The organism is Roseivivax halotolerans, from assembly GCF_900115815.1.
Lineage (GTDB): Bacteria > Pseudomonadota > Alphaproteobacteria > Rhodobacterales > Rhodobacteraceae > Roseivivax > Roseivivax halotolerans.
In genome coordinates, this window is the sequence record NZ_FOXV01000001.1 from 503,952 (window position 1) to 527,543 (window position 23,592).

General features: G+C 63.3%; 20 protein-coding genes. 15 read left to right on the forward strand and 5 right to left on the reverse strand.

Features of this window, described 5'->3' with window-relative positions:
- Positions 1-37 precede the first annotated feature (37 nt).
- The 7 genes from BM171_RS02490 (at position 38) to gyrB (ending at position 8,698) form a co-directional block, all read left to right on the forward strand.
- Positions 38-814 carry an enoyl-CoA hydratase gene (locus BM171_RS02490; protein WP_093009191.1) on the forward strand — a complete coding sequence of 259 codons (777 nt, stop codon included), beginning with the start codon at positions 38-40 and terminating at the stop codon, positions 812-814.
- A 165-nt stretch (positions 815-979) separates the two neighbouring features.
- Positions 980-1,243: a 30S ribosomal protein S20 gene (rpsT, locus tag BM171_RS02495; protein ID WP_093009192.1), complete on the forward strand. Its 264-nt coding sequence runs from the start codon at positions 980-982 to the stop codon at positions 1,241-1,243.
- A 488-nt stretch (positions 1,244-1,731) separates the two neighbouring features.
- Entirely contained in the window at positions 1,732-3,090 is a 1,359-nt protein-coding gene (dnaA, locus tag BM171_RS02500) for a chromosomal replication initiator protein DnaA (RefSeq protein WP_093009193.1), read from the forward strand.
- A 144-nt stretch (positions 3,091-3,234) separates the two neighbouring features.
- The gene (gene dnaN, locus BM171_RS02505) at positions 3,235-4,353 is read left to right on the forward strand and encodes a DNA polymerase III subunit beta (protein ID WP_093009194.1); all 1,119 of its coding nucleotides are present in this window, start codon (positions 3,235-3,237) and stop codon (positions 4,351-4,353) included.
- Positions 4,354-4,442: 89 nt separating this feature from the next.
- Complete coding sequence (gene recF, locus BM171_RS02510) at positions 4,443-5,552, forward strand: DNA replication/repair protein RecF (protein ID WP_093009195.1); 1,110 nt, start codon at positions 4,443-4,445, stop codon at positions 5,550-5,552.
- Positions 5,549-6,169 (forward strand): LysE family translocator, encoded by a 621-nt coding sequence (locus BM171_RS02515; protein WP_093009196.1) that lies wholly within the window; start codon positions 5,549-5,551, stop codon positions 6,167-6,169. Before recF ends, BM171_RS02515 begins: the two co-directional genes overlap by 4 nt.
- 111 nt (positions 6,170-6,280) lie before the next feature.
- Complete coding sequence (gene gyrB, locus BM171_RS02520; protein ID WP_093009197.1) at positions 6,281-8,698, forward strand: DNA topoisomerase (ATP-hydrolyzing) subunit B; 2,418 nt, start codon at positions 6,281-6,283, stop codon at positions 8,696-8,698.
- A gap of 125 nt (positions 8,699-8,823) precedes the next feature.
- Here the strand turns inward: gyrB and BM171_RS02525 are convergent, their stop codons facing one another.
- Positions 8,824-9,330 (reverse strand): MarR family winged helix-turn-helix transcriptional regulator, encoded by a 507-nt coding sequence (locus BM171_RS02525; protein WP_093009198.1) that lies wholly within the window; start codon positions 9,328-9,330, stop codon positions 8,824-8,826.
- Positions 9,331-9,456: 126 nt separating this feature from the next.
- Between BM171_RS02525 and BM171_RS02530 the strand changes: the two genes are divergently transcribed.
- The 6 genes from BM171_RS02530 to BM171_RS02555 all read left to right on the forward strand — a co-directional run bounded on the left by BM171_RS02530 (position 9,457) and on the right by BM171_RS02555 (position 15,774).
- Positions 9,457-10,407, forward strand: coding sequence for an MBL fold metallo-hydrolase (locus BM171_RS02530; RefSeq protein ID WP_093009199.1), 951 nt, complete (start codon positions 9,457-9,459; stop codon positions 10,405-10,407).
- Positions 10,408-10,432: 25 nt separating this feature from the next.
- Positions 10,433-12,034, forward strand: a complete 1,602-nt coding sequence (locus tag BM171_RS02535; protein WP_093009200.1) for an FAD-dependent oxidoreductase — start codon at positions 10,433-10,435, stop codon at positions 12,032-12,034.
- Between the two features lie 3 nt (positions 12,035-12,037).
- On the forward strand, positions 12,038-12,247 hold the full coding sequence (locus BM171_RS02540; protein WP_093009201.1) for a DUF2783 domain-containing protein: 210 nt from the start codon (positions 12,038-12,040) through the stop codon (positions 12,245-12,247).
- The gene (gene hmgA, locus BM171_RS02545) at positions 12,244-13,590 is read left to right on the forward strand and encodes a homogentisate 1,2-dioxygenase (protein WP_093009202.1); all 1,347 of its coding nucleotides are present in this window, start codon (positions 12,244-12,246) and stop codon (positions 13,588-13,590) included. The genes BM171_RS02540 and hmgA overlap by 4 nt, the downstream gene beginning before the upstream one ends.
- Positions 13,591-13,794: 204 nt before the next feature.
- The gene (gene fahA / locus BM171_RS02550) at positions 13,795-15,042 is read left to right on the forward strand and encodes a fumarylacetoacetase (RefSeq protein WP_093009293.1); all 1,248 of its coding nucleotides are present in this window, start codon (positions 13,795-13,797) and stop codon (positions 15,040-15,042) included.
- Between the two features lie 51 nt (positions 15,043-15,093).
- Positions 15,094-15,774, forward strand: a complete 681-nt coding sequence (locus BM171_RS02555) for a response regulator transcription factor (RefSeq protein ID WP_281244599.1) — start codon at positions 15,094-15,096, stop codon at positions 15,772-15,774.
- 36 nt (positions 15,775-15,810) lie between these two features.
- Here BM171_RS02555 and BM171_RS02560 read toward each other — a convergent pair whose 3' ends face one another.
- Entirely contained in the window at positions 15,811-17,250 is a 1,440-nt protein-coding gene (locus tag BM171_RS02560) for an alpha/beta fold hydrolase (RefSeq protein WP_093009204.1), read from the reverse strand.
- A gap of 339 nt (positions 17,251-17,589) precedes the next feature.
- On the opposite strand from BM171_RS02560, the gene BM171_RS02565 reads away from it, so the two are divergent.
- A complete protein-coding gene (locus tag BM171_RS02565) occupies positions 17,590-18,762 on the forward strand; it encodes a glycine cleavage T C-terminal barrel domain-containing protein (protein ID WP_093009205.1) in 1,173 nt (390 codons plus the stop codon).
- A gap of 77 nt (positions 18,763-18,839) precedes the next feature.
- Here the strand turns inward: BM171_RS02565 and BM171_RS02570 are convergent, their stop codons facing one another.
- On the reverse strand, positions 18,840-19,862 hold the full coding sequence (locus BM171_RS02570) for a hypothetical protein (protein WP_093009206.1): 1,023 nt from the start codon (positions 19,860-19,862) through the stop codon (positions 18,840-18,842).
- Between the two features lie 361 nt (positions 19,863-20,223).
- Here BM171_RS02570 and BM171_RS02575 point away from each other — a divergent pair, with 361 nt between their 5' ends.
- Positions 20,224-20,682 carry a GNAT family N-acetyltransferase gene (locus tag BM171_RS02575; RefSeq protein ID WP_093009207.1) on the forward strand — a complete coding sequence of 153 codons (459 nt, stop codon included), beginning with the start codon at positions 20,224-20,226 and terminating at the stop codon, positions 20,680-20,682.
- Between the two features lie 99 nt (positions 20,683-20,781).
- Here BM171_RS02575 and folD read toward each other — a convergent pair whose 3' ends face one another.
- Both folD and BM171_RS02585 read right to left on the reverse strand, forming a co-directional pair.
- Positions 20,782-21,681, reverse strand: a complete 900-nt coding sequence (gene folD / locus BM171_RS02580) for a bifunctional methylenetetrahydrofolate dehydrogenase/methenyltetrahydrofolate cyclohydrolase FolD (RefSeq protein WP_093009208.1) — start codon at positions 21,679-21,681, stop codon at positions 20,782-20,784.
- 72 nt (positions 21,682-21,753) lie between these two features.
- Positions 21,754-23,430: a formate--tetrahydrofolate ligase gene (locus BM171_RS02585; RefSeq protein WP_093009209.1), complete on the reverse strand. Its 1,677-nt coding sequence runs from the start codon at positions 23,428-23,430 to the stop codon at positions 21,754-21,756.
- Positions 23,431-23,592 lie beyond the last annotated feature (162 nt).

Below are 23,592 nucleotides of genomic sequence, written 5' to 3' on the forward strand. Positions count from 1 at the left end.
ACGATGGTCTGAGTGGAACCAACGGAGCGCCGTCCGCATGGCCTACGAGACGATTATCGTCGAGATCGAAGACCACGTCTGCACCATCAAACTCAATCGCCCCGATGCCCTGAACGCGCTGAACTCGCAGCTTCTGAAAGAGCTGGCGAGTGCGCTGACCGATGCCGACCGCAACGACAAGGTGCGGGCCATCGTTCTGACGGGCTCGCAAAAGGCCTTCGCGGCCGGTGCCGACATCAAGGAGATGTCGGAAAAGAGCTTCGTGGAAATGTACCTGACCGACTTCTTCGGCAGTGAGCACGAGGCGGTGCAAAAGGTACGCAAGCCAATCATCGCGGCAGTCGCCGGTTACGCGCTGGGTGGCGGGTGCGAGCTTGCCATGATGTGCGACTTCATTATCGCGGGCGACAACGCGAAATTTGGTCAGCCTGAGATTAACCTTGGCGTCATCGCCGGAATCGGCGGCACGCAGCGGCTCACCCGCTTTGTCGGCAAGTCGAAGTCGATGGACATGCACCTCACCGGCCGCTTCATGGATGCCGAAGAGGCGGAACGGTCGGGCCTCGTCAGCCGCGTCGTGCCCGCGAAAAGCCTGATGGAAGAGGCTATGAACGCAGCCGGCAAGATCGCGGAGAAATCGACCCTCTCCACGATGGCGGCAAAGGAAGCCGTGAACCGCGCCTACGAGACCACGCTAGCCGAGGGCATCCTCTTCGAGAAGCGGCTGTTCCATTCGCTCTTCAGCACCGAAGATCAGAAGGAGGGCATGGCGGCCTTTCAGGAAAAGCGGACAGCTCAGTTCCGCGACAAGTAACGCATCCCGCCGATACGGGTTGCCAGGCTTGGCCTTTTACCGTATCGGAGCGGCTTACATGCGCGTGATGCCCGCTTTGGCAAGAATCGATCCGGTCGAGAGGCCCGGGTGCGGCGTCATATAAGCGCAAGACATTCTGGAACTCGAACTCAAAGGTCGATCATCATGGCGAATACGCCCCAGTCCAAGAAGCGCGCGCGTCAGAACGAGCGCCGCTATGCCGTGAACAAGGCCCGTCGTTCGCGCATCCGCACCTACCTTCGCAAAGTCGAAGAGGCGATCGCCTCGGGCAACAAGGATGACGCGCAGGCCGCCCTTCGCGCAGCCCAGCCCGAAGTGATGCGCGGCGTCACCAAAGGCGTCTTTCACAAGAACACCGCGGCCCGCAAAATCTCGCGCCTCACGTCGCGCGTGAAGGCCCTCTCGTAAAATCAAAGGCTTAGCTGGCCGTTTCGGCCAAGGTCCTGAAAAGACGCCATTATTTGGCGTCTTTTTTTCGTATGTGGCTTTTCTGCGCGGCGCAGAGATTCTTTTCCGGGAATCTCTGAGTCAAGCTGTAAGAACAGTTGTCGGCCCCTGCGCCCGGCGTCTAATTTCAGTCCTGCGAGTCACGATCGCTTGGGGGGACAGGTCCGCAGACGGCGCGTTCGACGGTAACGACGAACCAGCCTCTTGCGGCTCGGAGCCGACTGCCATCGGTTCAGCGTGGGGCATTTCATGCCCCTGCCTTGTCCAAGATACACCTTTGGTGTGCCCGCACGGCCATTCCGGCGTTGGGACCGGTATGTCTTGCGTGTGCACCGTCACTACAAGCCCGCAGCCTTGGCTGCCGGGGTGGGTATCTTTTGTCAAAGCTGTCGGGACCGTGGCGTGGATCGGGCCACGTCGAACGAGGAAAAGCCGGGGACAGACACGGAATGACACAGGAACAATGGGGCGCGTTGCAGGATGATCTGGCAAGGACTCTGGGCGAGAACAACTACAAGACGTGGATCAAACCACTGAAATTCAACGGCTGCGAAGGCGAGGTCGCGGTGCTTCAGGCGCCCACGAACTTCTTCGGCAGCTACGTGTCCCAGAATTTTGGCGATGCGATCCTGGCGCGGATCTCTACGGTCGAGCCCGGTGTGCGCCGCGTGCAGTTCCGCGTCGACACGGCGTCGCGTCCGGCCAATCAGCCGACATCCCACAGCCAGCCGCGTCCGGCCAAGGCACCGTCCCCTGTCTCGGACATCGTTCCCGACGGTCCGCTCGATGAGAACTTCACCTTCAACACCTTCGTTGTCGGCAAGCCCAACGAGCTGGCCCATGCCGCCGCGCGCCGCGTAGCCGAAGGCGGAGCCGTGACCTTCAACCCGCTCTTCCTGCATGGCGGCGTCGGCCTCGGTAAAACGCACCTGATGCACGCCATCGCCTGGGAGCTGCGCGCCCGCAATCCCGAGCTCAACGTGCTGTATCTGTCCGCCGAGCAGTTCATGTACCGCTTCGTCCAGGCGCTGCGCGACCGGCGGATGATGGACTTCAAGTCCCTCTTTCGCTCCGTAGACGTTCTGATGGTGGATGACGTGCAGTTCATCGCGGGCAAGGATTCGACGCAGGAGGAGTTCTTCCACACGTTCAACGCGCTGGTGGACCAGAACAAGCAGATCATAATCTCCGCCGATCGCGCGCCCAACGATATCAAGTCGCTCGAGAACCGCATCGTCTCGCGGCTGCAATCGGGCCTCGTCGTGGATGTGCACCCGACCGATTACGAGCTCCGCCTCGGCATTCTTCAGTCGAAGTTCGAGAAAAACCGTAAACACTACCCGGATGTTGAGGTCGATGAAGGCGTGTTCGCCTTCCTCGCGCATCGCATCTCGACGAATGTGCGGGTACTAGAAGGCGCACTCAACCGCCTCTTCGCCTTCGCATCCCTCGTCGGCAAGACCGTCGACATCTCGATGGCGCAGGAATGCCTGACCGACGTGATCCGCGCCTCCGAGCGCAAGATCAGCATCGACGAGATCCAGCGAAAGGTGGCCGAGCATTACCACATCCGACTGTCCGACCTGATCGGTCCGAAGCGCGTGCGCAATTTCGCCCGTCCGCGTCAGATCGCAATGTATTTGTGCAAGCAACTGACGGCCCGCTCCTTCCCGGAAATCGGCCGTCGTTTCGGGGGGCGGGACCACACGACCGTTCTTCATGGCGTCAAGCGCGTCGAGGATTTGATGCTGAGCGACGCGCAGATCGCGGAAGACGTGGAACTGCTGCGCTGCGCGCTTGAGGAATGAGTCCGCACCACCACAATCGCCAGCGTCCGGTGCGTGCCACGCGCACCGGCCTTGACGCTCTGACGTAGACGTCGGACAAAACGGGAAAACCAACGGTGTCGGGCCCAGCCCGAGGCCGCTTGGCGAGTCTCGGAGGGATAGGTCATGAAATTCAGCATGGAGCGCGCAGCGCTGCTCAAGGCGGTCAGCCGGGCGCAATCGGTCGTTGAGCGACGCAACACGATCCCGATCCTCGCAAACGTTTTGATCGAGGCGGAAGGCGACACGGTGTACTTCCGTGCCACGGATCTCGATATCGAGGTCGTGGACAAGGACGCCGCGCAGGTCGAGCGCGCTGGCGCCACGACCGTGTCGGCGGTCACCCTGCACGAGATCGTCCGCAAGCTGCCCGACGGCGCACTGGTCACGCTCAGCGAAGACGGGGCAGCGGGTCGCCTCACCGTCGAGGCCGGGCGTTCCAACTTCTCGCTGGCGACGCTGCCGAAAGAGGACTTCCCGGTAATGGCGTCTTCTGAGTATTCGGCCAATTTCAGCGTGAAGGCACAGGTGTTGCGCCGGCTCTTCGACAAGTCGAAATTCGCGATCTCGACGGAAGAAACGCGCTACTACCTGAACGGCGTCTACATGCACGTGGCCGAGACTGCCGATGGGCGCAGTCTGCGCTGCGTCGCGACCGACGGGCACCGCCTTGCGCGGATCGATTCCGCGCTTCCCTCGGGCGCCGAAGAGATGCCGGGCGTCATCGTGCCGCGCAAAACCGTCGGCGAGCTCCGCAAACTTCTCGATGACGACGATATGGACATCGCCGTCTCTGTTTCAGAGACCAAGGTGCGCTTTGCCACGCCGGAAATCACGCTGACGTCGAAGGTGATCGACGGGACATTCCCCGATTACACCCGCGTCATTCCGCAGAACAACACCCGTCGTCTCGAAGTCGATGCATCCGAATTCGCCCGTGCGGTGGACCGCGTCTCGACCGTGTCTTCGGAGCGGTCTCGCGCGGTGAAACTCCAGCTCGACGAGGATCGTCTGATCCTCTCGGTGAACGCGCCCGATAGCGGGGCTGCCGAGGAAGAGCTCGCTGTGGCGTATGGCGACGAGCGGCTAGAGATCGGCTTCAACGCGAAATACCTTCTGGAAATCGCGAGCCAGGTCGATCGCGAGAACGCGGTCTTCATGTTCAACTCGTCGGGTGATCCGACGCTGATGCGCGAAGGCTCTGACGAAAGTGCAGTCTACGTCGTGATGCCGATGCGGGTGTGATGCAGCACCTCACGCAACGTGAAAGGGCCCCGCGATGCGGGGCTTTTTTGCGTGTGGCAGGCATCGCATTGCTTGGTTAGGTCTGGCTCATGGCTCTCGCGCTCGAAACCCTGACGCTTTCGCACTTCCGCTCCCACAGGCGCGCGGCGCTGCGCGTCGATGCGCGGCCGGTGGCAATCTACGGGCCGAACGGGGCGGGCAAGACGAACCTGCTCGAAGCCGTATCCCTGTTCTCGCCCGGCCGTGGGATGAGGCGCGCCTCGGCCGAGACGATGACCCGCCGTCCCGAGGCCATCGGCTGGAAGATAGAAGGGCTTCTGAACGGCCCGGGCGGGCGGAACGAGATTGCGTTTTTGTCTGAGAACGGCCAGCCCCGCCAGGTTCGGATCGACGAGAAGCCGCAGCCACAGACGATGCTCGGACGCATGGCGCGGGTTCTCTGGCTCGTGCCGTCGATGGACAGACTCTGGATCGAAGGGGCCGAAGGGCGACGCCGGTTTCTCGACCGGATGACGCTGAGCTTCTTTCCCGATCATGCCGAGGCGAGCCTTGACTACGAAAAGGCCATGCGCGACCGCAACCGGCTCCTGAAGGATCAGGTGCGCGACGCGCATTGGTATCGCGCGCTCGAGGCGCAGATGGCGCGCACGGGCGCGGTGATCGATGCGAACCGACATGCCGCCCTGTCCAGGATCGCAGCGGCGCAAGAGGGCGCGGAAACCGCGTTCCCCGCAGCCGATCTGGTGCTGACCAATGCCGAAGAGCCCGCGCCCGAGGGTGAAGGCGCCTTCGCCACGGCTCTTGCCGAAAGCCGCCCGCGTGACCTCATGGCCGGTCGCACGCTCGTCGGCCCGCACCGCGCCGACCTTCTGGGCACCTATGCGGCAAAGGGTGTTCCGGCCTCGGATTGCTCCACGGGCGAGCAGAAAGCGCTCTTGATCTCGCTGATCTTGTCCAATGCGCGTGCGATCTCGGCCGATTTCGGCGCGCCCCCCATCCTTCTTCTCGATGAGGTGGCAGCGCATCTGGACGCGGACCGCCGCGCGGCGCTTTATGCCGAGGTGACGGCGTTGGGCGCGCAGGCCTGGATGACAGGCACAGGGGCCGAGCTCTTCGAGGAGCTCGGAGACAAGGCGCAATACGTGGAAGTCACCGACGACAGCGGCGAGAGCCGTACGATACAGAAAGACGCACCGTGACGCTCACTGCCTCCGATCTTCTTCTTTATTCCGGCGCGCTCCTGATCCTGTTCCTGACGCCCGGTCCGGTCTGGGTGGCGCTGGTCGCGCGTGCGCTCTCAGGTGGGTTCAACGCCGCCTGGCCGCTGGCCCTGGGTGTCGTCGTGGGCGATGTCCTCTGGCCTTTCCTCGCGATTCTCGGCGTCTCCTGGATCGTCTCGGTCTATGGCGGGTTCATCGACGCGCTGCGCTGGATCGCGGCGGCGACCTTCCTGATCATGGGCGCGCTGATCCTCAAGAATGCCAATGCCGATCTGTCGCGCGACAGCCGCCTCACGCGCCCCGGCATGTGGGCCGGATTCCTCGCGGGCCTTGCTGTCATCATCGGCAACCCGAAGGCGATCCTGTTCTACATGGGCATGCTGCCGGGCTTCTTCGATGTCAGCCGCGTGACCTGGGCCGACATGGCGGTGATCTCGCTCATCTCTGCCGCAGTTCCTCTGTTCGGGAACCTGATGCTGGCGCTGTCCATCGACCGGGTGAAGCGGCTTCTGTCCAGTCCGGAAGCCGTCCGGCGGACGAATATCGTCGCGGGCTGCCTTCTGATCGGCGTCGGTTTCCTGATCCCCTTCACCTGACCCGGCCTGTCGCGGCGAATGCCGCGAAGCCCCACAAAATATGGTGTCTGGACCGTGACATCCCTGCCCGGAAACCTTATAAATCTCGAGGCAATAACGAGGATAAATTCCATGGCAGAGAACGCAGGCGCTCCCGAAGAATATGGCGCGGGATCCATCAAGGTTCTCAAAGGCTTGGAAGCCGTGCGCAAGCGGCCCGGCATGTATATTGGCGATACCGATGACGGCTCCGGCCTGCATCACATGGTCTACGAGGTCGTGGATAACGGGATCGACGAGGCATTGGCCGGCCACGCGACACATGTGCGCGTGAAGATCCATGCGGATTCCAGCGTCTCCGTCGCCGATAACGGGCGCGGCATCCCGGTCGATATCCACGAGGAAGAGGGCGTCTCTGCCGCCGAGGTCATCATGACCCAGCTTCACGCGGGCGGGAAGTTCGACCAGAATTCCTACAAGGTTTCGGGCGGTCTGCATGGCGTCGGCGTCTCGGTCGTGAACGCGCTGTCCGATTGGCTTGAGCTGCGCATCTGGCGGAACGGGCGCGAGCACGTTGCGCGGTTCGAGCGCGGCGAGACCGTCGAGCATCTGAGGGATGTCGGTGATGCGAACGGGCAGCAGGGCACCGAGGTGCGGTTCCTCGCATCGCTGACGACGTTTTCGAACCTCGACTACGATTTCCACGTTCTCGAAAAGCGCCTGCGCGAGCTCGCCTTCCTCAATTCCGGCGTCCGTATCCTTCTGGAAGACGAGCGCCCCGCCGAGCCCCTGAAATCGGAGCTTTTCTACGAAGGCGGTGTGAAGGAGTTCGTGAAGTATCTCGACCGCTCCAAGCAGCCGATGATGCCGGAGCCGATCTACATGACCGGCGAGCGGGACGGGATCGGCGTCGAGATCGCGATGTGGTGGAACGACAGCTACCACGAGACGGTGCTGCCCTTCACCAACAACATTCCGCAGCGTGATGGCGGCACCCATATGGCCGGTTTCCGTGGCGCCCTGACGCGAACGCTGACGCGCTATGCGACGGATAGCGGGATCGCCAAGAAGGAGAAGGTCAGCTTCACCGGCGACGACGCCCGCGAAGGTCTGACCTGCGTTCTGTCGGTAAAGGTGCCGGACCCAAAATTCTCGTCCCAGACCAAAGACAAGCTGGTCTCCTCCGAGGTACGCCCAGCGGTCGAGAGCATGATGAACGAGAAGCTCTCGGAATGGTTCGAGGAGAACCCCAACGAGGCGCGTATGGTCGTCGGCAAGATCGTCGAGGCCGCGCTCGCCCGCGAGGCGGCGCGCAAAGCGCGGGAGCTTACACGCCGCAAGACCGCGATGGACGTGAATTACCTCGCCGGTAAGCTCAAGGATTGCTCCGAGAAGGATCCGTCCAAGACCGAGCTGTTCATCGTCGAGGGCGATAGCGCAGGTGGCTCGGCTCAGACCGGCCGCGATCGGGGCACGCAGGCGATCCTGCCGCTCAAGGGCAAAATCCTGAACGTCGAGCGCGCGCGCTTCGACCGGATGCTATCAAGCCAGGAGATCGGCAATCTCGTCATGGCGCTCGGCACCGGGATCGGCCGCGACGAGTTCAACATCTCGAAACTGCGCTATCACAAGATCGTCCTGATGACTGACGCCGACGTCGACGGCGCGCATATCCGCACGCTTCTGTTGACGTTCTTCTACCGCCAGATGCCCGAACTCATCGACGGCGGATACCTCTACATCGCGCAGCCGCCGCTCTACAAAGTGTCGCGCGGCAAGTCGGAGGTCTACCTCAAGGATACGCCGGCTCTCGAGGATTACCTGATCCAGATGGGCACGGAAGGCGCGATCCTGCAGCAGGGCAATGGCGAGGAAATCACTGGCCAGGACCTCGTGCGCGTGGTCGAGGAAGCCCGGCAGCTCAAGCGCGTGCTCGAGGCCTTCCCGACGCATTACCCGCGCCGCATTCTCGAACAGGCGGCCATCGCCGGTGCCTTCGTGCCCGGCGCCGTCGACCAGGACCTGCAAGGCGTCGCGAACCGTGTGGCCGAACGGCTCGATCTCATCGCGCTCGAATACGAGCGCGGCTGGCAGGGCCGGATCACCCAGGATCGCGGCATCCGCCTGGCGCGAATCCTGCGGGGTGTTGAGGAAGTCCGTACCCTCGACGGCACGATGCTGCGCTCGGGCGAGGCGCGGCGCACGGGCTCCTTCACTCAGAGCCTTCAGGCCGTCTACGGCGCGCCTGCAGCGCTCCAGCGCAAGGAGCGGCGGCAGATGATCTATGGCCCGCTCGACCTGCTGAACGCTATTCTCGAAGAGGGCGAGAAGGGGAACCAGCTCCAGCGCTACAAGGGCCTAGGTGAGATGAACCCCGACCAGCTCTGGGAAACGACGCTCGATCCCGACGCGCGCACGCTTCTGCGGGTAACGGTGGACGACATGGCCGAAGCGGACGACCTTTTCACCAAGCTCATGGGCGACGTGGTCGAGCCGCGTCGGGATTTCATCCAGCAGAACGCGCTGAGCGTGGAGAACTTGGACTTCTGAGTTTTTGCGCCGGAACCTAATTCCGGCGCGTCCTCTCAATCCTGACTTGCCGTCTGAAATCTGGGCCGGTCAAAGCGGGAGTTTCCTTCCAAGCTCTTCTGACGGGAAGCGATCCGATGAGCGGTTCAGGCGCCTCGGCGTGTTGCGTCGGTCAACCCGTCGAGGTCCATTTGCGAGCGCGGCCTGGCATCCGGGTCGTCGTCGAGCACGCTGTGCCATTGTTCCATCACGCGGAAGACGGTCGCGAGGTCTTCGGGGGCGATCGCGTCCAGAAGCCGCCGCTCGACGGCATGGGCCTTGGGAACGATATCGGCAAATATGGCGCGGCCCTTCTCCGTCAGGGAGATAGCCACCAGCCGGCCATCGAGGTCGACCGGGGCTTTGCTGACAAGGCCCTGTGCCTCGAGGCGGCTGACGGCGCGGCTCACGCGCGGCTTATCGAGGTTCACGCAGCCATGGATCTCGCGCACCGACACCGCGCCGCAGCGAGACAGATGCGCCAAGACCCGCCACTCGGCGACCGAAAGATCATGACTGCGCCCGTATTCGACCGAAAGGCGGCGGCTGACCCGCTCGGACAGAACGGCGAGGCGGTAAGGCAGGAAGGTCGACAGGTGGAAGTCCGTCGGCATGCTTGGTCCCAAATTCGTTGCAGGCGCAACAATATTGACTTTAGCCATGGGTGCAACGATAACCGTATCGTTGCAATCGAAACGAGTTCAGCAAGAGTGCAATGACGCTCAGGAAGGAGCTGCGATATGGCCAAGGCATTCGCATCCCAGGGGGACATGACGGAGAAGAAGACCTCCTTCACCGAGATCGGCGAGGGGCTTTACGCGTTCACCGCCGAGGGCGATCCCAATTCCGGCGTCATCATCGGCGACGACAGCGTGATGATTGTCGAGGCGCAGGCCACCCCACGTCTCGCGAACAAGGTCATCGACTGCGTCCGCAGCGTTACGGACAAACCCATTAGCCACGTGGTGCTGACCCATTATCACGCCGTGCGCGTGCTGGGGGCTTCGGCCTTCGGGGCGGGCCAGATCATCATGTCGGACACCGCCCGCGCCATGGTGGTCGAGCGAGGACAGGAAGACTGGGACAGCGAGTTCCAGCGCTTTCCGCGCCTTTTCGAGGGGCATGAAAGCATCCCCGGCCTGACCTGGCCGACGACGACCTTCAGCGACGAGATGACCGTCTACCTTGGCAACCGCAAGGTCGAGATCAAGCAGATTGGCCGCGCCCACACCGCCGGTGACGCGGTGATCTGGGTGCCCGATGCGCAGACCATGTTTACCGGCGATATCGTCGAATACCACTCCGCCTGCTATTGCGGTGACGGGCATTACGAGGATTGGGGCGGCACGCTCGACAACGTGAAGGCCTATGACCCGCAGTTCATCGCGCCGGGCCGCGGCGACGCGCTGGTTGGGCGCGAGATGGTGGATGCCGCGCTCGAGAACACCCGCGATTTCGTCGAAAGCACCTATCGCCCGGTCAAGCAGGTCGCCGCGAAAGGCGGCAGCCTCAAGGACGCCTGGGACGCCGTGCGCGAGGTTTGCGATCCGAAGTTCAAGGATTACGCCATCTACGAACACTGCCTGCCGTTCAACGTGGCCCGCGCCTATGACGAGGCGCGCGGGATCGACACGCCGCGGATCTGGACCGCCGAGCGCGACATCGCGATGTGGGAACAGCTACAGTCCTGACGGTCGACTGGGGAGGAGGAGGCCAATGACACTGCAAGACCGCTATCCGCTGGCGTTCCGGCTCTACCCCTATGCCCGGTCGCCCGATCAGGACGCCGAGGCGCCCATCCGGCACCCGGCGGTCATCGTGGGCGCGGGTCCGGTGGGGCTCTCGCTTGCTCTCGATCTTGGGCTGCGCGGAACGCCGGTCGTCGTGCTCGACGATCACGAAGGCGTCGGCCTCGGCTCGCGAGCGCTGTGTTTTGCCAAGCGAACGCTCGAAATCATGGACCGGCTTGGCGCCGGCCGGGACATGGTGGGCAAAGGCATTGTCTGGCAGAAAGGCCGTGTCTTCCGCGACCGCGACGAGATCTTCGACTTCGACCTGCTGCCCGAGGCGGGGCATGAATACCCGGCCTTCATCAACCTTCAGCAGCCGCATTTCGAGCGATTCACGATGGAGGCGATCGCGCGAGCGCAGGCAGGCGGAGCGCCGATCGAGGTCCGGGGCAAAAACCGCGTCGATGCCGCGACCGTCACGGAGGACGGCGCGACGCTCGACCTGATGACGCCTGACGGCCCTTACCGGATCGCCGCCGATTACCTGATCGCCTGCGACGGTGCCCGTTCGCCGGTGCGCTCGATGCTCGGCCTAGGCTTCGAGGGCCGCGTCTTCGAGGACAACTTCCTCATCGCCGACGTGAAGATGACCGCCGACTTCCCGACCGAACGCTGGTTCTGGTTCGAGCCGTGGTTCAAGTCGGGCGACAGCGCGCTTCTTCACAAGCAGCCCGACGACATCTGGCGCATCGACTTCCAGCTTGGCTGGGATATCGACCGCGAAAAGGAACTCAAGCCCGAGAACATCCGCGCCCGCGTCGACAAGATGCTGGGCCATTCCGACTATGAACTGGACTGGTGCTCGATCTACACGTTCCAGTGCCGGCGGATGGAGCGGTTCCGGCATGGCCGCGTTGTTTTCGCCGGCGACAGCGCGCACCAGGTCTCGCCCTTCGGGGCGCGGGGCGCGAATTCGGGCGTGCAGGACGCCGACAACCTCGGCTGGAAGCTGGCGGCGGTACTGGCTGGTGCGCCCGATGCGCTGCTCGACAGCTACGATGCCGAGCGGGTGATGGCGGCCGACGAAAACATCCTCAACTCGTCCCGTTCGACCGATTTCCTGACGCCGAAGACGGAGGTCTCCCGCCTGTTCCGAAACGCCGTCCTCGACCTTGCGCGGCAGCACGCCTTCGCCCGGCCACTGATCAATTCGGGGCGCCTCAGCCTGCCTTGCATCTACGACGGCTCGCCGCTGAACACCGCCGATGCGCTCGACGGACCGGCTCGAAGCCGTCCCGGCGCCCCTTGCCCGGACGCACCCTTCGGCGATGGCTTCCTGCTCCAGTCGCTCGGCGGCGGTTTCACCCTGCTGGCCATCGGCTGCGACGCGCCCGACAGCCTCGAGGAGGCCGGGGCGAAGGCCACCCGCCTGTCTGTCGAGCCGACACCCGAAATCCGGGATCGTTATCTCGCATCGGCGTCTGCGGCGCTTTATCTGATCCGGCCTGACCAGCACGTCGCAGGGCGCTGGCCGGAATTCGACGAAACAGCACTCCGCGCCGCGATGCGCCGCGCCATGGGATACTGACAGATGCTGAACGACACCCCGAACATCCCAGACCCCGACGGGTTCTACGCGGAGCTTCTAGGCACCCATGAGGGTCTTACGCCCGAGGAAAGCCACGCTCTCAATGCGCGGCTGATCCTCATCCTCGCCAATCACATTGGCGACCGCGAGACGCTTTCGGCTGCGCTCGAAGCCGCCCGCACATCGGGCCAGAACACAGGAGAAGCCTCATGACCAAGTTCGAATCCGGCGTCACGATCCAAGCTGACGGTGGCACGACGACGCCCGGCTACATGCCCGGCTTCGGCAACGATTTCGAAACGGAGGCGCTGCCCGGCGCTTTGCCCCAGGGCATGAACTCGCCCCAGAAATGCGAATACGGTCTTTACGGCGAGCAGCTCTCCGGCACCGCTTTTACCGATGTGCGCCCCGAGCGAACGTGGTGCTATCGTATCCGCCCCTCGGTCAAGCACTCGTCCCGCTATACGCGCATCGATCTGCCCTATTGGAAGACCGCGCCGCATGTGCCGGAGAGCGTCACCAGCCTTGGGCAGTACCGCTGGGATCCGGTGCCGCATGAGGACGGGCTGACCTGGCTGACGGGCATGCGAACCATGACCACCGCCGGCGACGTGAACACGCAGGTTGGCATGGCGGCGCATGTGTATCTCGTCACCGAGAGCATGACCGACAGCTACTTCTACTCCGCCGACAGCGAATTGCTGGTTGTGCCGCAGGAAGGCCGCCTGCGCTTTGCGACCGAGCTCGGCATCATCGACCTCGCCCCGCAGGAGGTCGCCATCCTGCCGCGCGGCCTCGTCTACCGGGTCGAGGTGCTGGACGGCCCCTGCCGCGGCTTCGTCTGCGAGAATTACGGCCAGAAGTTCGAGCTGCCCGGCCGAGGGCCGATCGGCGCGAACTGCATGGCCAATCCGCGCGACTTCAAGGCGCCGGTGGCCGCCTTCGAGGACCGCGAGGTGCCCTCGACCCTGACCATCAAGTGGTGCGGCCAGTTCCACGAGACCCACATCGGGCACTCCCCCCTCGACGTTGTGGCATGGCACGGCAATTACGCACCCATGAAATATGACCTCAAGACATATTGCCCGGTCGGCGCGATCCTCTTCGACCATCCAGATCCGTCGATCTTCACCGTGCTGACAGCGCCCTCGGCGGTGCCGGGCACGGCCAACATCGACTTCGTGCTGTTCCGCGAGCGCTGGATGGTAGCCGAGAACACCTTCCGCCCGCCCTGGTACCACAAGAACGTCATGTCCGAGCTGATGGGCAACATCTATGGCCAGTATGATGCCAAGCCTCAGGGCTTCGTCCCTGGCGGCATGAGCCTCCACAACATGATGCTGCCGCACGGGCCGGACCGCGAAGCCTTCGAGAAGGCGTCGAACGCCAATCTTGGGCCGGACAAGCTCGACAACACCATGTCCTTCATGTTCGAGACGCGCTTCCCGCAGCACCTGACCGAGTTCGCGGGCAAGGAGGCGCCACTGCAGGACGACTACATCGACTGCTGGGACAGTCTTGAAAAGAAGTTCGACGGCACTCCCGGCCGGAAATGAAGCTCTACACTTATTTGCGGTCCGGCACGTCCAAGCGTGTGCGGATTGCCTGGGAACGAAGTCGATGAAAGCCCGTCCATCGGCACCGCTGTCGCTGCCGAACGGGCTGATTGTTATATTGAGCGCAATTCCGAAGCCGATGAATTTCTCGAATTGCCGGTCTTCGATGCGACCCGAACACGACGCCAACTGGAAGGCACCGACATGACCGATCTGCTTCGCTCCTGGGTCGAGAGCGCCAACGCACCTGAAGCCGACTTCCCGCTGAACAACCTGCCCTACGGCGTCTTTTCGAGCGGCGACGGGACCATGCCGCGCTGCGGGGTCGCAATCGGCGAGAAGATCTTCGATCTCTGCGCCGCCGAGGGCGATGACCTCGTGACGCCTGCAGGCCATCCGGTCTTCGACGTGCCCTACTGGAACGACTTCATGGAACTTGGCCCCGAGGCCTGGGCAGAGTTGCGCGTCCGGCTGACCGAGCTCTTGGCGGAGGGCGCCGAACCTTTGCCCAGCTATTTGGTCGATCAGGCAGCCGTGCAGATGCACATGCCGTTCAGGGTGTCGGAATACACCGATTTCTATGCCAGCCGAAACCACGCCTTCAACGTCGGCTCGATGTTCCGCGGGCCCGAGAACGCGCTGCCGCCGAACTGGCTGCATATCCCGATCGGCTACAATGCCCGGGCCTCATCCGTCGTGGTCTCTGGCACTCCGATCATCCGGCCGCATGGCCAGCTGAAAGGTCCGGACGACGCCGCGCCACGCTTCGCTGCGTCGCAGCGTTTCGACATCGAGCTGGAGATGGGCGCCATTGTCGGTCAGCCGTCGGAAGGTCCGATCTCGGTCGAACAGGCCTTCGAGAACATCTTCGGCTACGTTCTTCTCAACGACTGGTCCGCCCGCGACATCCAGGCCTGGGAATACCAGCCGCTGGGGCCGTTCCAGTCCAAGGCGACCGCCACCACGATCTCGCCCTGGATCGTGACCGCCGCCGCGCTCGAGCCCTTTCGAGCCTCCACCCCGGAGCGCGAACGGGAGCTTCTGCCCTACCTCGCCGAGCCTGCGCCCATGCTCTACGACATAGCGCTCGAGGTTGGCCTGACCCCCAAGGGCGGGCGGGAAACGGTGCTCTCGCAAACAAACCTCAACGAACTCTATTACTCTGCCGCACAGCAACTGGCCCACCACACCAGCAGCGGTTGCCCGATGCGCGTCGGTGATTTGCTCGGCTCGGGCACGATCTCGGGTGCAGAGCCGCACTCGCGCGGCTCTCTGCTCGAGATGAGCTGGGGCGGCAAGGAGCCGGTCACGCTCGATACCGGCGAAACCCGATGCTTCATCGAGGACGGTGACACGCTGACGCTGCGCGGCGGCGCCCAGGGCAAAGGCTATCGTGTCGGCTTTGGCGCCTGCACCGGTCAGATCCTGCCCGCCCGCGAGATCGGCGGCTGATAGCCGCATCCACGCGTCCATCTCCGGCAGTGGTGAGGGCTTGGGCCGCGTGTGCGACTTGCTGACAATTCCGTGTTATATCGAGCTAATTCCGATCCGAAACTTGCACGACCGCGTAGCTTCCACACTCCAAAAGCTACGGAAGGCAGCGCAATTCGGTCGCTGAACACCATGGAAAATATCGATCAATCCGACGACATGGCGGTCCTCATCGCCGACGATGACATTGAATTTTCGGAACGTCTTGGCCGGGCACTTGCCAGACGCGGCTTCGTGCCCACCGTGACGCAAAGCTGCTCGGACGCAAGGCGCATCGCTTCGACCGAAAAACCTGCCTTCGCCGTCTGCGATCTGCGCTTGCAGGATGGAAGCGGTCTCGACATCGTCGAAGCTTTGAAGAAAGCGCGGCCCGATGCGCGATCGATCATTCTCACAGGGTACGGCGACACGCCGACAGTGGTTGCGGCGATCAAGCTCGGCGCATTCGACTACCTCGCCAAGCCCGCATCGGGAGATGAAATCGCTCACGCGCTGTTGGCAGACCCGGCGTCATCCAAGGGTCTGCCCGATACGATCGTCGAGCCCGAGCAGGCTCGGCTGACACATATCGCCCGGATCTTCGAGGAGGTGGACGGCAACGTCTCCGAAGCCGCCCGGCGACTTGGCATGCATCGGCGGACGCTTCAGCGCATCCTTCAGCGTGCGCGCGCCAAGGGCCACGCCAGTTTCTAACTCGCTGCGAACGCCGCTTGGGCCGAGAGCTTGGGATCAGGCGTTGAACAAGGGCGTCGAGGCCGCGATGGCCCAGGCAAGAACGATCCCAGACCCCAAACCGGCACCATTGGGGCCTGACCGCTCTTCGACCCACCTCGCCATCGTGCCGTAAACTGCCCAGAACAGGACCAGCACGGGAAGCACGGTAAAGGTCAGCCCGAGCTCTGCCGGATGCACCGTCATCGCGAGCACCAGTGCCAATAAAAATGGCACGCGCAGCCCGATCCGTGCGAGCAAACCGCGGCCGCGGACCATGTGGCGATCCGCCAGTCCGAAGAGAAGCATGCCGGGCAGCAGAGCGAGGAACAGGATCGCTCTCGGGCCGGCCGGAACGAATGCGGCGCCGTAGCGGTCGAGCGCCAGCGCGAAGGCGCCAAGTCCCCAGGCGACCATCACCAGCGCTCCACCAAGATCGCGCAGGGCCAAACGGAGATCGGCTTGCAGAAGCAGGAGCACCAAGACCCCCCAGCTTCCAAAGCTGAGCGCGAGCGCCCCGAACGCAGCCAATCCGTTCAGTGGCAGGCCCGTCATCGCCAGACCACTTGCAGGGACCGCTGATAAAGACGCCGCGATGATGGCAGGACGCAGATCCTGCGCTGTATGACTCCTGGCCTTGGGCAAGACGGATACGATCGGCTTGCAGAGAAGCGTGATCGACAGAAGCAACGCGAGAATCCACGGTCCCGTCGACTTGGCATCTGTCGCCCTGCCGAGCCACGCGGACACTTCGTTCAGCGTGCGTGTCGACCACAAGACGCCCACGTGCCCAACCAAAGGCGCAACGACAGCGCGTCGCGACACGCTCCCGTCCCGAGCGGTGAAACCTTCTTCGGCACGGCCGACCTGAGCGACCGTTTCCAGTGCGACATCGCGCAACCGTCCCTCGAACATTCCCGACACGATCAACAGGCGTTCGGGATGCGACGATGTGACTGCCTCGGAATACATCGAGATCACGACAACAGCCTCGACCGAGGGATCTCGCTGCGCGGCGCGAACGTTGACGTCGGTCGCCATCGAATGCCCGACAAGCGCGACCCGGTTCAGCCCCGTCCGTGCCCTTGAGCGCGCCGTGACCTCGAGTGTCTGCCTGACGAGATCTTCGGTCGTTCCGGTCACGTTCCCGATTTCAGGCGAAAGCGCCTCCGCGTGGCGTCCGTGACCGATGTAGTCGAACGCGACCACCGAATGACCCTCCCTCGCCAGTGTCAGGGAAATGGCGTCCATCATCTGGCGCGATCCTGCAAAGCCGTGAGATACGACGACAAGCATGTCGCTCGCGCCTGATGGCTCATATATCGTGGCGGGCGTGCGCCCGAGCATGACGTCTTCGGTCGCGACCGAGCGTCGCGCGCTCTCTAGTTGCAAGACCGACACGCCGCCAAGCGCGAGCGCGATAAGAGTGATCAGAACGGTCAGTCGAGAGGCGGTCATGCAGACGTATCTGGTGTCACGCGCAACAAAGGCGATGGTTGCGGCTGTTTCTGAATGGTCCTTCTAGAAGCGCAGACTCGGGCGGATCGTCTGGAAGGCGCAGTGTCGCGCCTCTGCCGCTTGGGAAACGTCGCCTCCAAAGGCTTGATGCCGGTTCTAGCGCATATCAAGTCGCACTTGAGATGAGTATTTGGTCACGTGGCCCACAGATTGGGCGCTGCGCGAACCAGTCGCGCGCGTTGCTGCAAGCCCTCACACACGGATGACGCAAGCCCTGCTTGCCCTCGATCTGTCAGAGAAGGGCGGCACCGCATCACCCGGACAGAGGAGAGTCCATCGATGTTGTTGTCGCAGACCATCACGCCGAACCGCTTCGGGTTTGGCACGCAAATCCGCAAATCGCCGTTCTTCGACGCCACCGTGCGCTGGGGCGCGCAGAACTTTTCCGTCTACAATCACATGTATATCCCGCGGGACTTCGGCGATCCGGAGCAGAACTTCTGGAACCTCGTGAACACCGCGATCCTGTGCGACGTCGGCGTTGAGCGTCAGGTGGAGATCACCGGACCCGACGCGGCGCGGTTCACGCAGATGCTCACACCTCGCGATCTGTCCAAGATGGCGGTCGGCCAGTGCAAATACGTGCTGATCACCGATGCCGAAGGCGGCATTCTGAACGATCCGATCGTCCTGAGACTGAACGAGGACCGGTTCTGGCTCTCGCTGGCTGACAGCGACATTCTTCTCTGGGCTCAGGGGCTGGCGGTCAATTCCGGAATGGACGTGACGATCCGCGAACCCGACGTCTCGCCGTTGCAGCTTCAGGGTCCGAACTCGGGGCGCATCATGCAGGCATTGTTCGGAGACGAGATCCTCGATCTGCGTTACTTCTGGCTGCGTGAACTCGAGCTCAACGGGATACCCGTGGTCGTGTCGCGGACGGGCTGGTCGAGCGAGCTTGGATACGAGATTTACCTGCAGGACAGCACACGCGGTGATGAGCTCTGGGAGACGATCATGGCCGCGGGTCAGTATCATGGCCTGCAACCGGGACATACCTCGACGATCCGACGGATCGAGGCGGGTATGCTGTCCTACCATGCCGATATGAACGCACAGACCAACCCGTTCGAGCTTGGCCTCGATCGTCTGGTGAACCTCGATATCGACGCCGATTTCATCGGCAAAGAGGCGCTCAAGCGGATCAAGGAGACGGGGGTGACCCGTCAGCAGATCGGACTGGTGCTGGAGACGACGCCGCTGCCCGGACCGAATACGGTGTTCTGGCCGATCCTCAAGGACGCGGCACGGATCGGCTATGTCACCTCGGCGGTCTATTCGCCGCGTCTTGAGAAAAACATCGCTCTCGCGATGGTCGGCGCGACATACGCCGGTATCGGCAACGACGTGCAGGTGATGGTCGACAATTTGATGGTCCGCGGAGACGTGGTCGAGCGCCCATTCTTCGATCCGAAAAAGGCACTGGCGACGGGCGCGTCGCAATTGGGATAACCGGTCATTCCGGAGACTACGAGTTCTCCCGGACCGGGGTCACGAGGCGGCTTGGAGCGCGCGTTGACTGCGCGCGCTCACGTTTTGATCACGGACGGCTCAGCGAGCTTTTCAGGCTGAGCGGAGGGGACGGCCTCCCATCCGAGGAACTGGGTGATCTTCAACCGTTGCCCGTAGCCGAGCAGAAGCAGGATGAGCGCTGTGCCGATAATGGGCATGTGCCCGATGAACTCCACCAGCGCCGCCTCGTTCTCGCCTTGACGAATGAAGACCACGTTGGAGATCGCCATCATGACCGACAGGGCGAGAACGGCGAGCCGAACAGTGACGCCCAGGATCAAGACGACGCCGATCACGGCTTCGATCATGCCTGCGGACAGAACGAAGAGCTGGTCGGTGAACACCGTGAAGCCCAACGCCTCCATGAAGTTCCACCCGTAAGCGGCGACAAACGACTGCCCGAGCGCCGACGGCGCAAGCTTCTCCCCGATCGCGAGCGCCACGAGCGAAATGCCGGTCCAGATCCGCAAGGCGGCAACCGAGTAGAGCTTGGCAATCTCGCGCCTTTCGGGGTTGTTGAGGTTGTTGAACAGGATGAAGAGCGCGATGCCGATAAAGATCGAATATTCCAGTGCCGCGCGCAGCCCGCAGGTGATCAGAACGCCCGCGTGTAACAGGAGCATCAGGACCGCTGTCCATTTGAGCCATCGATTGGCGATCAGGAGAATCCCGATCCCTGCCTGCAAGAACAAAAGCGCGGTAAAGACAGGGCCTTCCATGACGTGATGCGGCGCAAGCAGAGCGCCCTCATAGGCAGTGAGCAGAAAGCTCATTCCGGTGAATACGCGCAGGATTTCGATGAAATCATGCCGGGTCTTGCTATCGACGATCCTCAGAACCGGCAGCTTCAAATCGAGCCAGACCGCGAAGAGGATGAGCCCCAAGGCGAGTGCCGACCAGACAAGAAAGGCGGGATCGGTAAAGGCATAATTCGGCGCCACGTCGCCGGGCGTATCGACGAACCAATTCACATGCCCAAGCGCCGGCGACGCAGCAAGAAGCGTGGCCATGACCAACGAGGCTCGAAACGCATTTTGCATCGTCGTCGACATCCTTTTCGTCCAGGGCGGCCTGTCACAAAGCTGGCCAGGGAGGTACGGGAGGAACAAACACCCGGCGATCGGGATGATATCTATGCGGGCAAATCGCCTTTCCCATAACAGTCGGGCGAGCGCTGCAATGTGCCGCAGGACAGACCTGCGATGCGGGGTAGGCGGCATCCTGTAAGTCTTTTAATGGGCCCATTTGCCTCTGAGAGAGAGCACCACGAGCCGCTTTTGAGACGAGGGGCAATCCCCGCCAACCCGCAGATACGCGACACCGCCTTGCACGGCGGTGGCGGTGGACGCTGCGGCAGACTTGCGCTAGGCGCCTTCGCGAACGCGATGCGGAGGAGAGTGCATGCCCCGACTGAGGCTGCGCCGGAACGCCCCTTTCGAGGTGGTCACCCTGGGCGAGATGATCGGCAGCGCCGAGGAGATGGCGCTCGTCAATCCGAATGCGAAGTTCCCGCTGGACCCGCTGGAATGGCAGGAAAAATGGCTGAACGAGCCGGACGACAAATCGTTCTATCTCGTCGATGCCGACGGGAGCGACGTCGGCTTCTTCGCGCTGCGCGTCGGTATCGGACCCGAGGTCCGGCATCTGACCTATGCGTTCGTCGTGCCGGCGGCGCGGGGCGGCGCGGGAGAGCAGATGGCTGGACTGGTGATCGAGGCGGCGCGCAGCCTCGAGGCGCTGACCGTGACGCTGAAATGCGAGACGGACAACCTGCCCGCGCTCAACGCCTATCGCTCGGCCGGGTTCGAGACCCTGTCGGAGCGCGGCGGCATGGCGACGATGAAGCTCGATCTGGGCTAGCCAGGGGCGGACCGGAACCGGCATTGAGCCGGTCCCGGTCCGGGCGAGGGCGCGGCCCTCGCGCTCCCGCGGTATTTCCGCCAACCCAAAGAGGGGAGGTCAGACCGTCAGACCTTCCGGCTCGTCGAGGTCATGGGCCCGGCAACATGCTGTCAGGGTATTGGCCAGCAGGCAGGCGATGGTCATCGGACCGACGCCGCCCGGAACCGGGGTGATCGCGCCCGCGACCTCGCTGACCTCGTCGAACGCGACGTCGCCAAGGAGCTTGGTTTTGCCCGGTTTGTCAGGATGCGGGATGCGCGTGATCCCGACATCGATCACCGTCGCGCCGGATTTGACCCAATCGGCCTTGACCATCTCGGCGCGGCCGACGGCGGCCACGACGATGTCGGCGCGGCGGACCGTCTCGGCGAGATCCTTCGTGCGGGAATGGGCGATGGTCACCGTGCAGTTCTCGCGCAGGAGGAGCTGGGCCATCGGTTTGCCGAACAGGTTCGAGCGGCCGATCACGACCGCGTCCAGACCCGAGAGATTGGGAATGCGGTCGCGCAGCAGCATCAGGCAGCCGAGTGGCGTGCAGGAGACGAGGCCTTTCTCGCCACTGGCCAGAAGCCCTGCATTTACGACGCTCAGCCCGTCAACGTCCTTTGATGGATCGATTCGCGCGACGATCGCACGCTCGTCGAGGTGATCCGGCACGGGGAACTGGCAGAGAATTCCGTGTACCTCTGGATCGGCGTTCAGCTTGTCGATCAGTGCGAAGAGATCTGCCTCGGAGGTGTCGGCGGGCAGCGCATGCTTGAACGAGCGCATTCCGACCTCTGTCGTCTGCTTGTGCTTGGCGGCGACGTAGACCTCGCTGGCCGGATCCTCGCCCACGAGGACGACGGCGAGGCCCGGGATGATCCCGTTCTCCTCGCGCAGACGCGTCACATGGTCCGAGATCTTCTCGCGGATGTCGGCGGCGAAGGCCTTGCCGTCGATGATGGTGGCGCTCATTTTGTTCCTTTCCCGGTCATGCCCAAGGCGTCGCGGGGCGGGGATATACCCCGCCCCTGTCGATGAACAGTCTCAGAACAGCCCTTCGATCTCGCCGGCTTCGTTGAGGCGGATGTTCTGCGCCGCAGGTGCCGAGGGCAGGCCAGGCATCGTCATGATCTCGCCGCAGATCGCGACGATGAAGCCCGCGCCGGCGGACAGGCGCACTTCGCGGACGGGGATCGTGAAGCCTGTCGGCGCGCCGCGCTGGGTCGGGTCGGTCGAGAAAGAATACTGCGTCTTGGCCATGCAGACCGGCAGCTTGCCGTAGCCCTGATCTTCCCATTCCTTGAGCTGGGCGCGGATCTTGCCGTCCATCACCACGCCGTCGGCGCGGTAGATGCGGGTTGCGACCGTCTCGATCTTGTCGGCAAGGCCCACCTCGTCTTCGTAGAGCGGGGCGAAATCAGACACGCCGCTGTCGGCGATCTCGGCGACCTTCGTGGCAAGTTCGGTGACGCCTGCAGAGCCGTCGGCCCAGTGCTTGGCGAGGATCGCCTCGGAACCCTGCTCGGCCACGAAATCCTTCACCGCCTGCACCTCGGCATCGCTGTCGCCCGCGAAGTGGTTGATCGCGACCACGACCGGAACGCCGAAGCTTTTGACGTTCTCGATATGGCGGCCGAGGTTGGCGCAGCCGGACTTCACCGCCTCGACGTTCTCTGCTCCGAGGTCGGCCTTGGCGACGCCACCGTTCATCTTCATCGCGCGCACCGTCGCGACGAGCACCACGGCGGAGGGTGCGAGACCCGCCTTGCGGCACTTGATATCGAAGAACTTCTCGGCACCGAGGTCGGCTCCGAAGCCGGCTTCCGTCACAACGTAGTCCGCCAGCTTGAGCGCGGTCTTGGTCGCGATGACCGAATTGCATCCGTGCGCGATGTTGGCGAAGGGGCCGCCATGCACGAAGGCGGGGTTGTTCTCGAGCGTTTGCACGAGGTTCGGCTGCATCGCGTCCTTGAGGAGCACGGTCATCGCGCCTTCCGCACCGATGTCACGGCAATAGACGGGGCTCTTGTCGCGGCGGTAGGCGACGATCATCGCGCCGAGGCGCGTTTCGAGATCCTTGAGATCGGAGGCCAGGCAGAGGATCGCCATCACCTCGGAGGCGACGGTGATGTCGAAGCCTGCCTCGCGCGGGAAGCCGTTCGCGACACCGCCGAGCGAGGCAGTGATCTGGCGGAGAGCGCGGTCGTTCATGTCGAGAACGCGGCGCCAGACGACACGGCGAATGTCGATCTCGGTCTCGTTGCCCCAGTAGATGTGGTTGTCGATCATCGCCGAAAGCAGGTTATGCGCGGAGGTGATCGCGTGGAAGTCGCCGGTAAAATGGAGGTTCATGTCCTCCATCGGCACGACCTGTGCGTAGCCGCCGCCTGCCGCGCCGCCTTTCATGCCGAAGTTCGGCCCGAGTGAGGCTTCGCGGATGCAGATCGCCGCCTTCTTGCCGATCGCGTTCAGGCCGTCGCCGAGGCCAACGGTCGTCGTGGTCTTTCCCTCGCCCGCAGGGGTCGGGTTGATGGCGGTCACCAGGATCAGCTTGCCGTCAGGCTTGCCCGCGAGGCTGTTAATAAAGTCCTGACCGACCTTGGCCTTGTCATGGCCATAGGGCAGGAGCGCATCGCCGGGAATCCCGAGCTTTTCGCCGATTTCCTGGATGTATTTCTTGTTCGCCGCGCGGGCGATTTCGATATCGGTCTTAGGTGCCATTGTCCCTCGCTCTCCCGTGCGGGCGCTTCATGCCTATGCAGGGCGGGATGACGCCCTTGCGTGTTCTGAACAATCGCGAATCCGCGCGCTCATGGCGTCTGTAAGCGACTACGGGTTTCCTTTTCGCGGCAACGGGTGCGGAAAGGGGTGGTTGCGAGCCCG

Bases quoted from the DNA above. Each gene is read 5' to 3' on its own strand.
- BM171_RS02490 (WP_093009191.1), top strand. From the start codon at position 38: ATGGCCTACGAGACGATTATCGTCGAGATCGAAGACCACGTCTGCACC.
- rpsT (WP_093009192.1), top strand. From the start codon at position 980: ATGGCGAATACGCCCCAGTCCAAGAAGCGCGCGCGTCAGAACGAGCGC.
- dnaA (WP_093009193.1), top strand. From the start codon at position 1,732: ATGACACAGGAACAATGGGGCGCGTTGCAGGATGATCTGGCAAGGACT.
- dnaN (WP_093009194.1), top strand. From the start codon at position 3,235: ATGAAATTCAGCATGGAGCGCGCAGCGCTGCTCAAGGCGGTCAGCCGG.
- recF (WP_093009195.1), top strand. From the start codon at position 4,443: ATGGCTCTCGCGCTCGAAACCCTGACGCTTTCGCACTTCCGCTCCCAC.
- gyrB (WP_093009197.1), top strand. From the start codon at position 6,281: ATGGCAGAGAACGCAGGCGCTCCCGAAGAATATGGCGCGGGATCCATC.
- BM171_RS02525 (WP_093009198.1), bottom strand. From the start codon at position 9,330: ATGCCGACGGACTTCCACCTGTCGACCTTCCTGCCTTACCGCCTCGCC.
- BM171_RS02530 (WP_093009199.1), top strand. From the start codon at position 9,457: ATGGCCAAGGCATTCGCATCCCAGGGGGACATGACGGAGAAGAAGACC.
- BM171_RS02535 (WP_093009200.1), top strand. From the start codon at position 10,433: ATGACACTGCAAGACCGCTATCCGCTGGCGTTCCGGCTCTACCCCTAT.
- BM171_RS02540 (WP_093009201.1), top strand. From the start codon at position 12,038: ATGCTGAACGACACCCCGAACATCCCAGACCCCGACGGGTTCTACGCG.
- hmgA (WP_093009202.1), top strand. From the start codon at position 12,244: ATGACCAAGTTCGAATCCGGCGTCACGATCCAAGCTGACGGTGGCACG.
- fahA (WP_093009293.1), top strand. From the start codon at position 13,795: ATGACCGATCTGCTTCGCTCCTGGGTCGAGAGCGCCAACGCACCTGAA.
- BM171_RS02560 (WP_093009204.1), bottom strand. From the start codon at position 17,250: ATGACCGCCTCTCGACTGACCGTTCTGATCACTCTTATCGCGCTCGCG.
- BM171_RS02565 (WP_093009205.1), top strand. From the start codon at position 17,590: ATGTTGTTGTCGCAGACCATCACGCCGAACCGCTTCGGGTTTGGCACG.
- BM171_RS02570 (WP_093009206.1), bottom strand. From the start codon at position 19,862: ATGCAAAATGCGTTTCGAGCCTCGTTGGTCATGGCCACGCTTCTTGCT.
- BM171_RS02575 (WP_093009207.1), top strand. From the start codon at position 20,224: ATGCCCCGACTGAGGCTGCGCCGGAACGCCCCTTTCGAGGTGGTCACC.
- folD (WP_093009208.1), bottom strand. From the start codon at position 21,681: ATGAGCGCCACCATCATCGACGGCAAGGCCTTCGCCGCCGACATCCGC.
- BM171_RS02585 (WP_093009209.1), bottom strand. From the start codon at position 23,430: ATGGCACCTAAGACCGATATCGAAATCGCCCGCGCGGCGAACAAGAAA.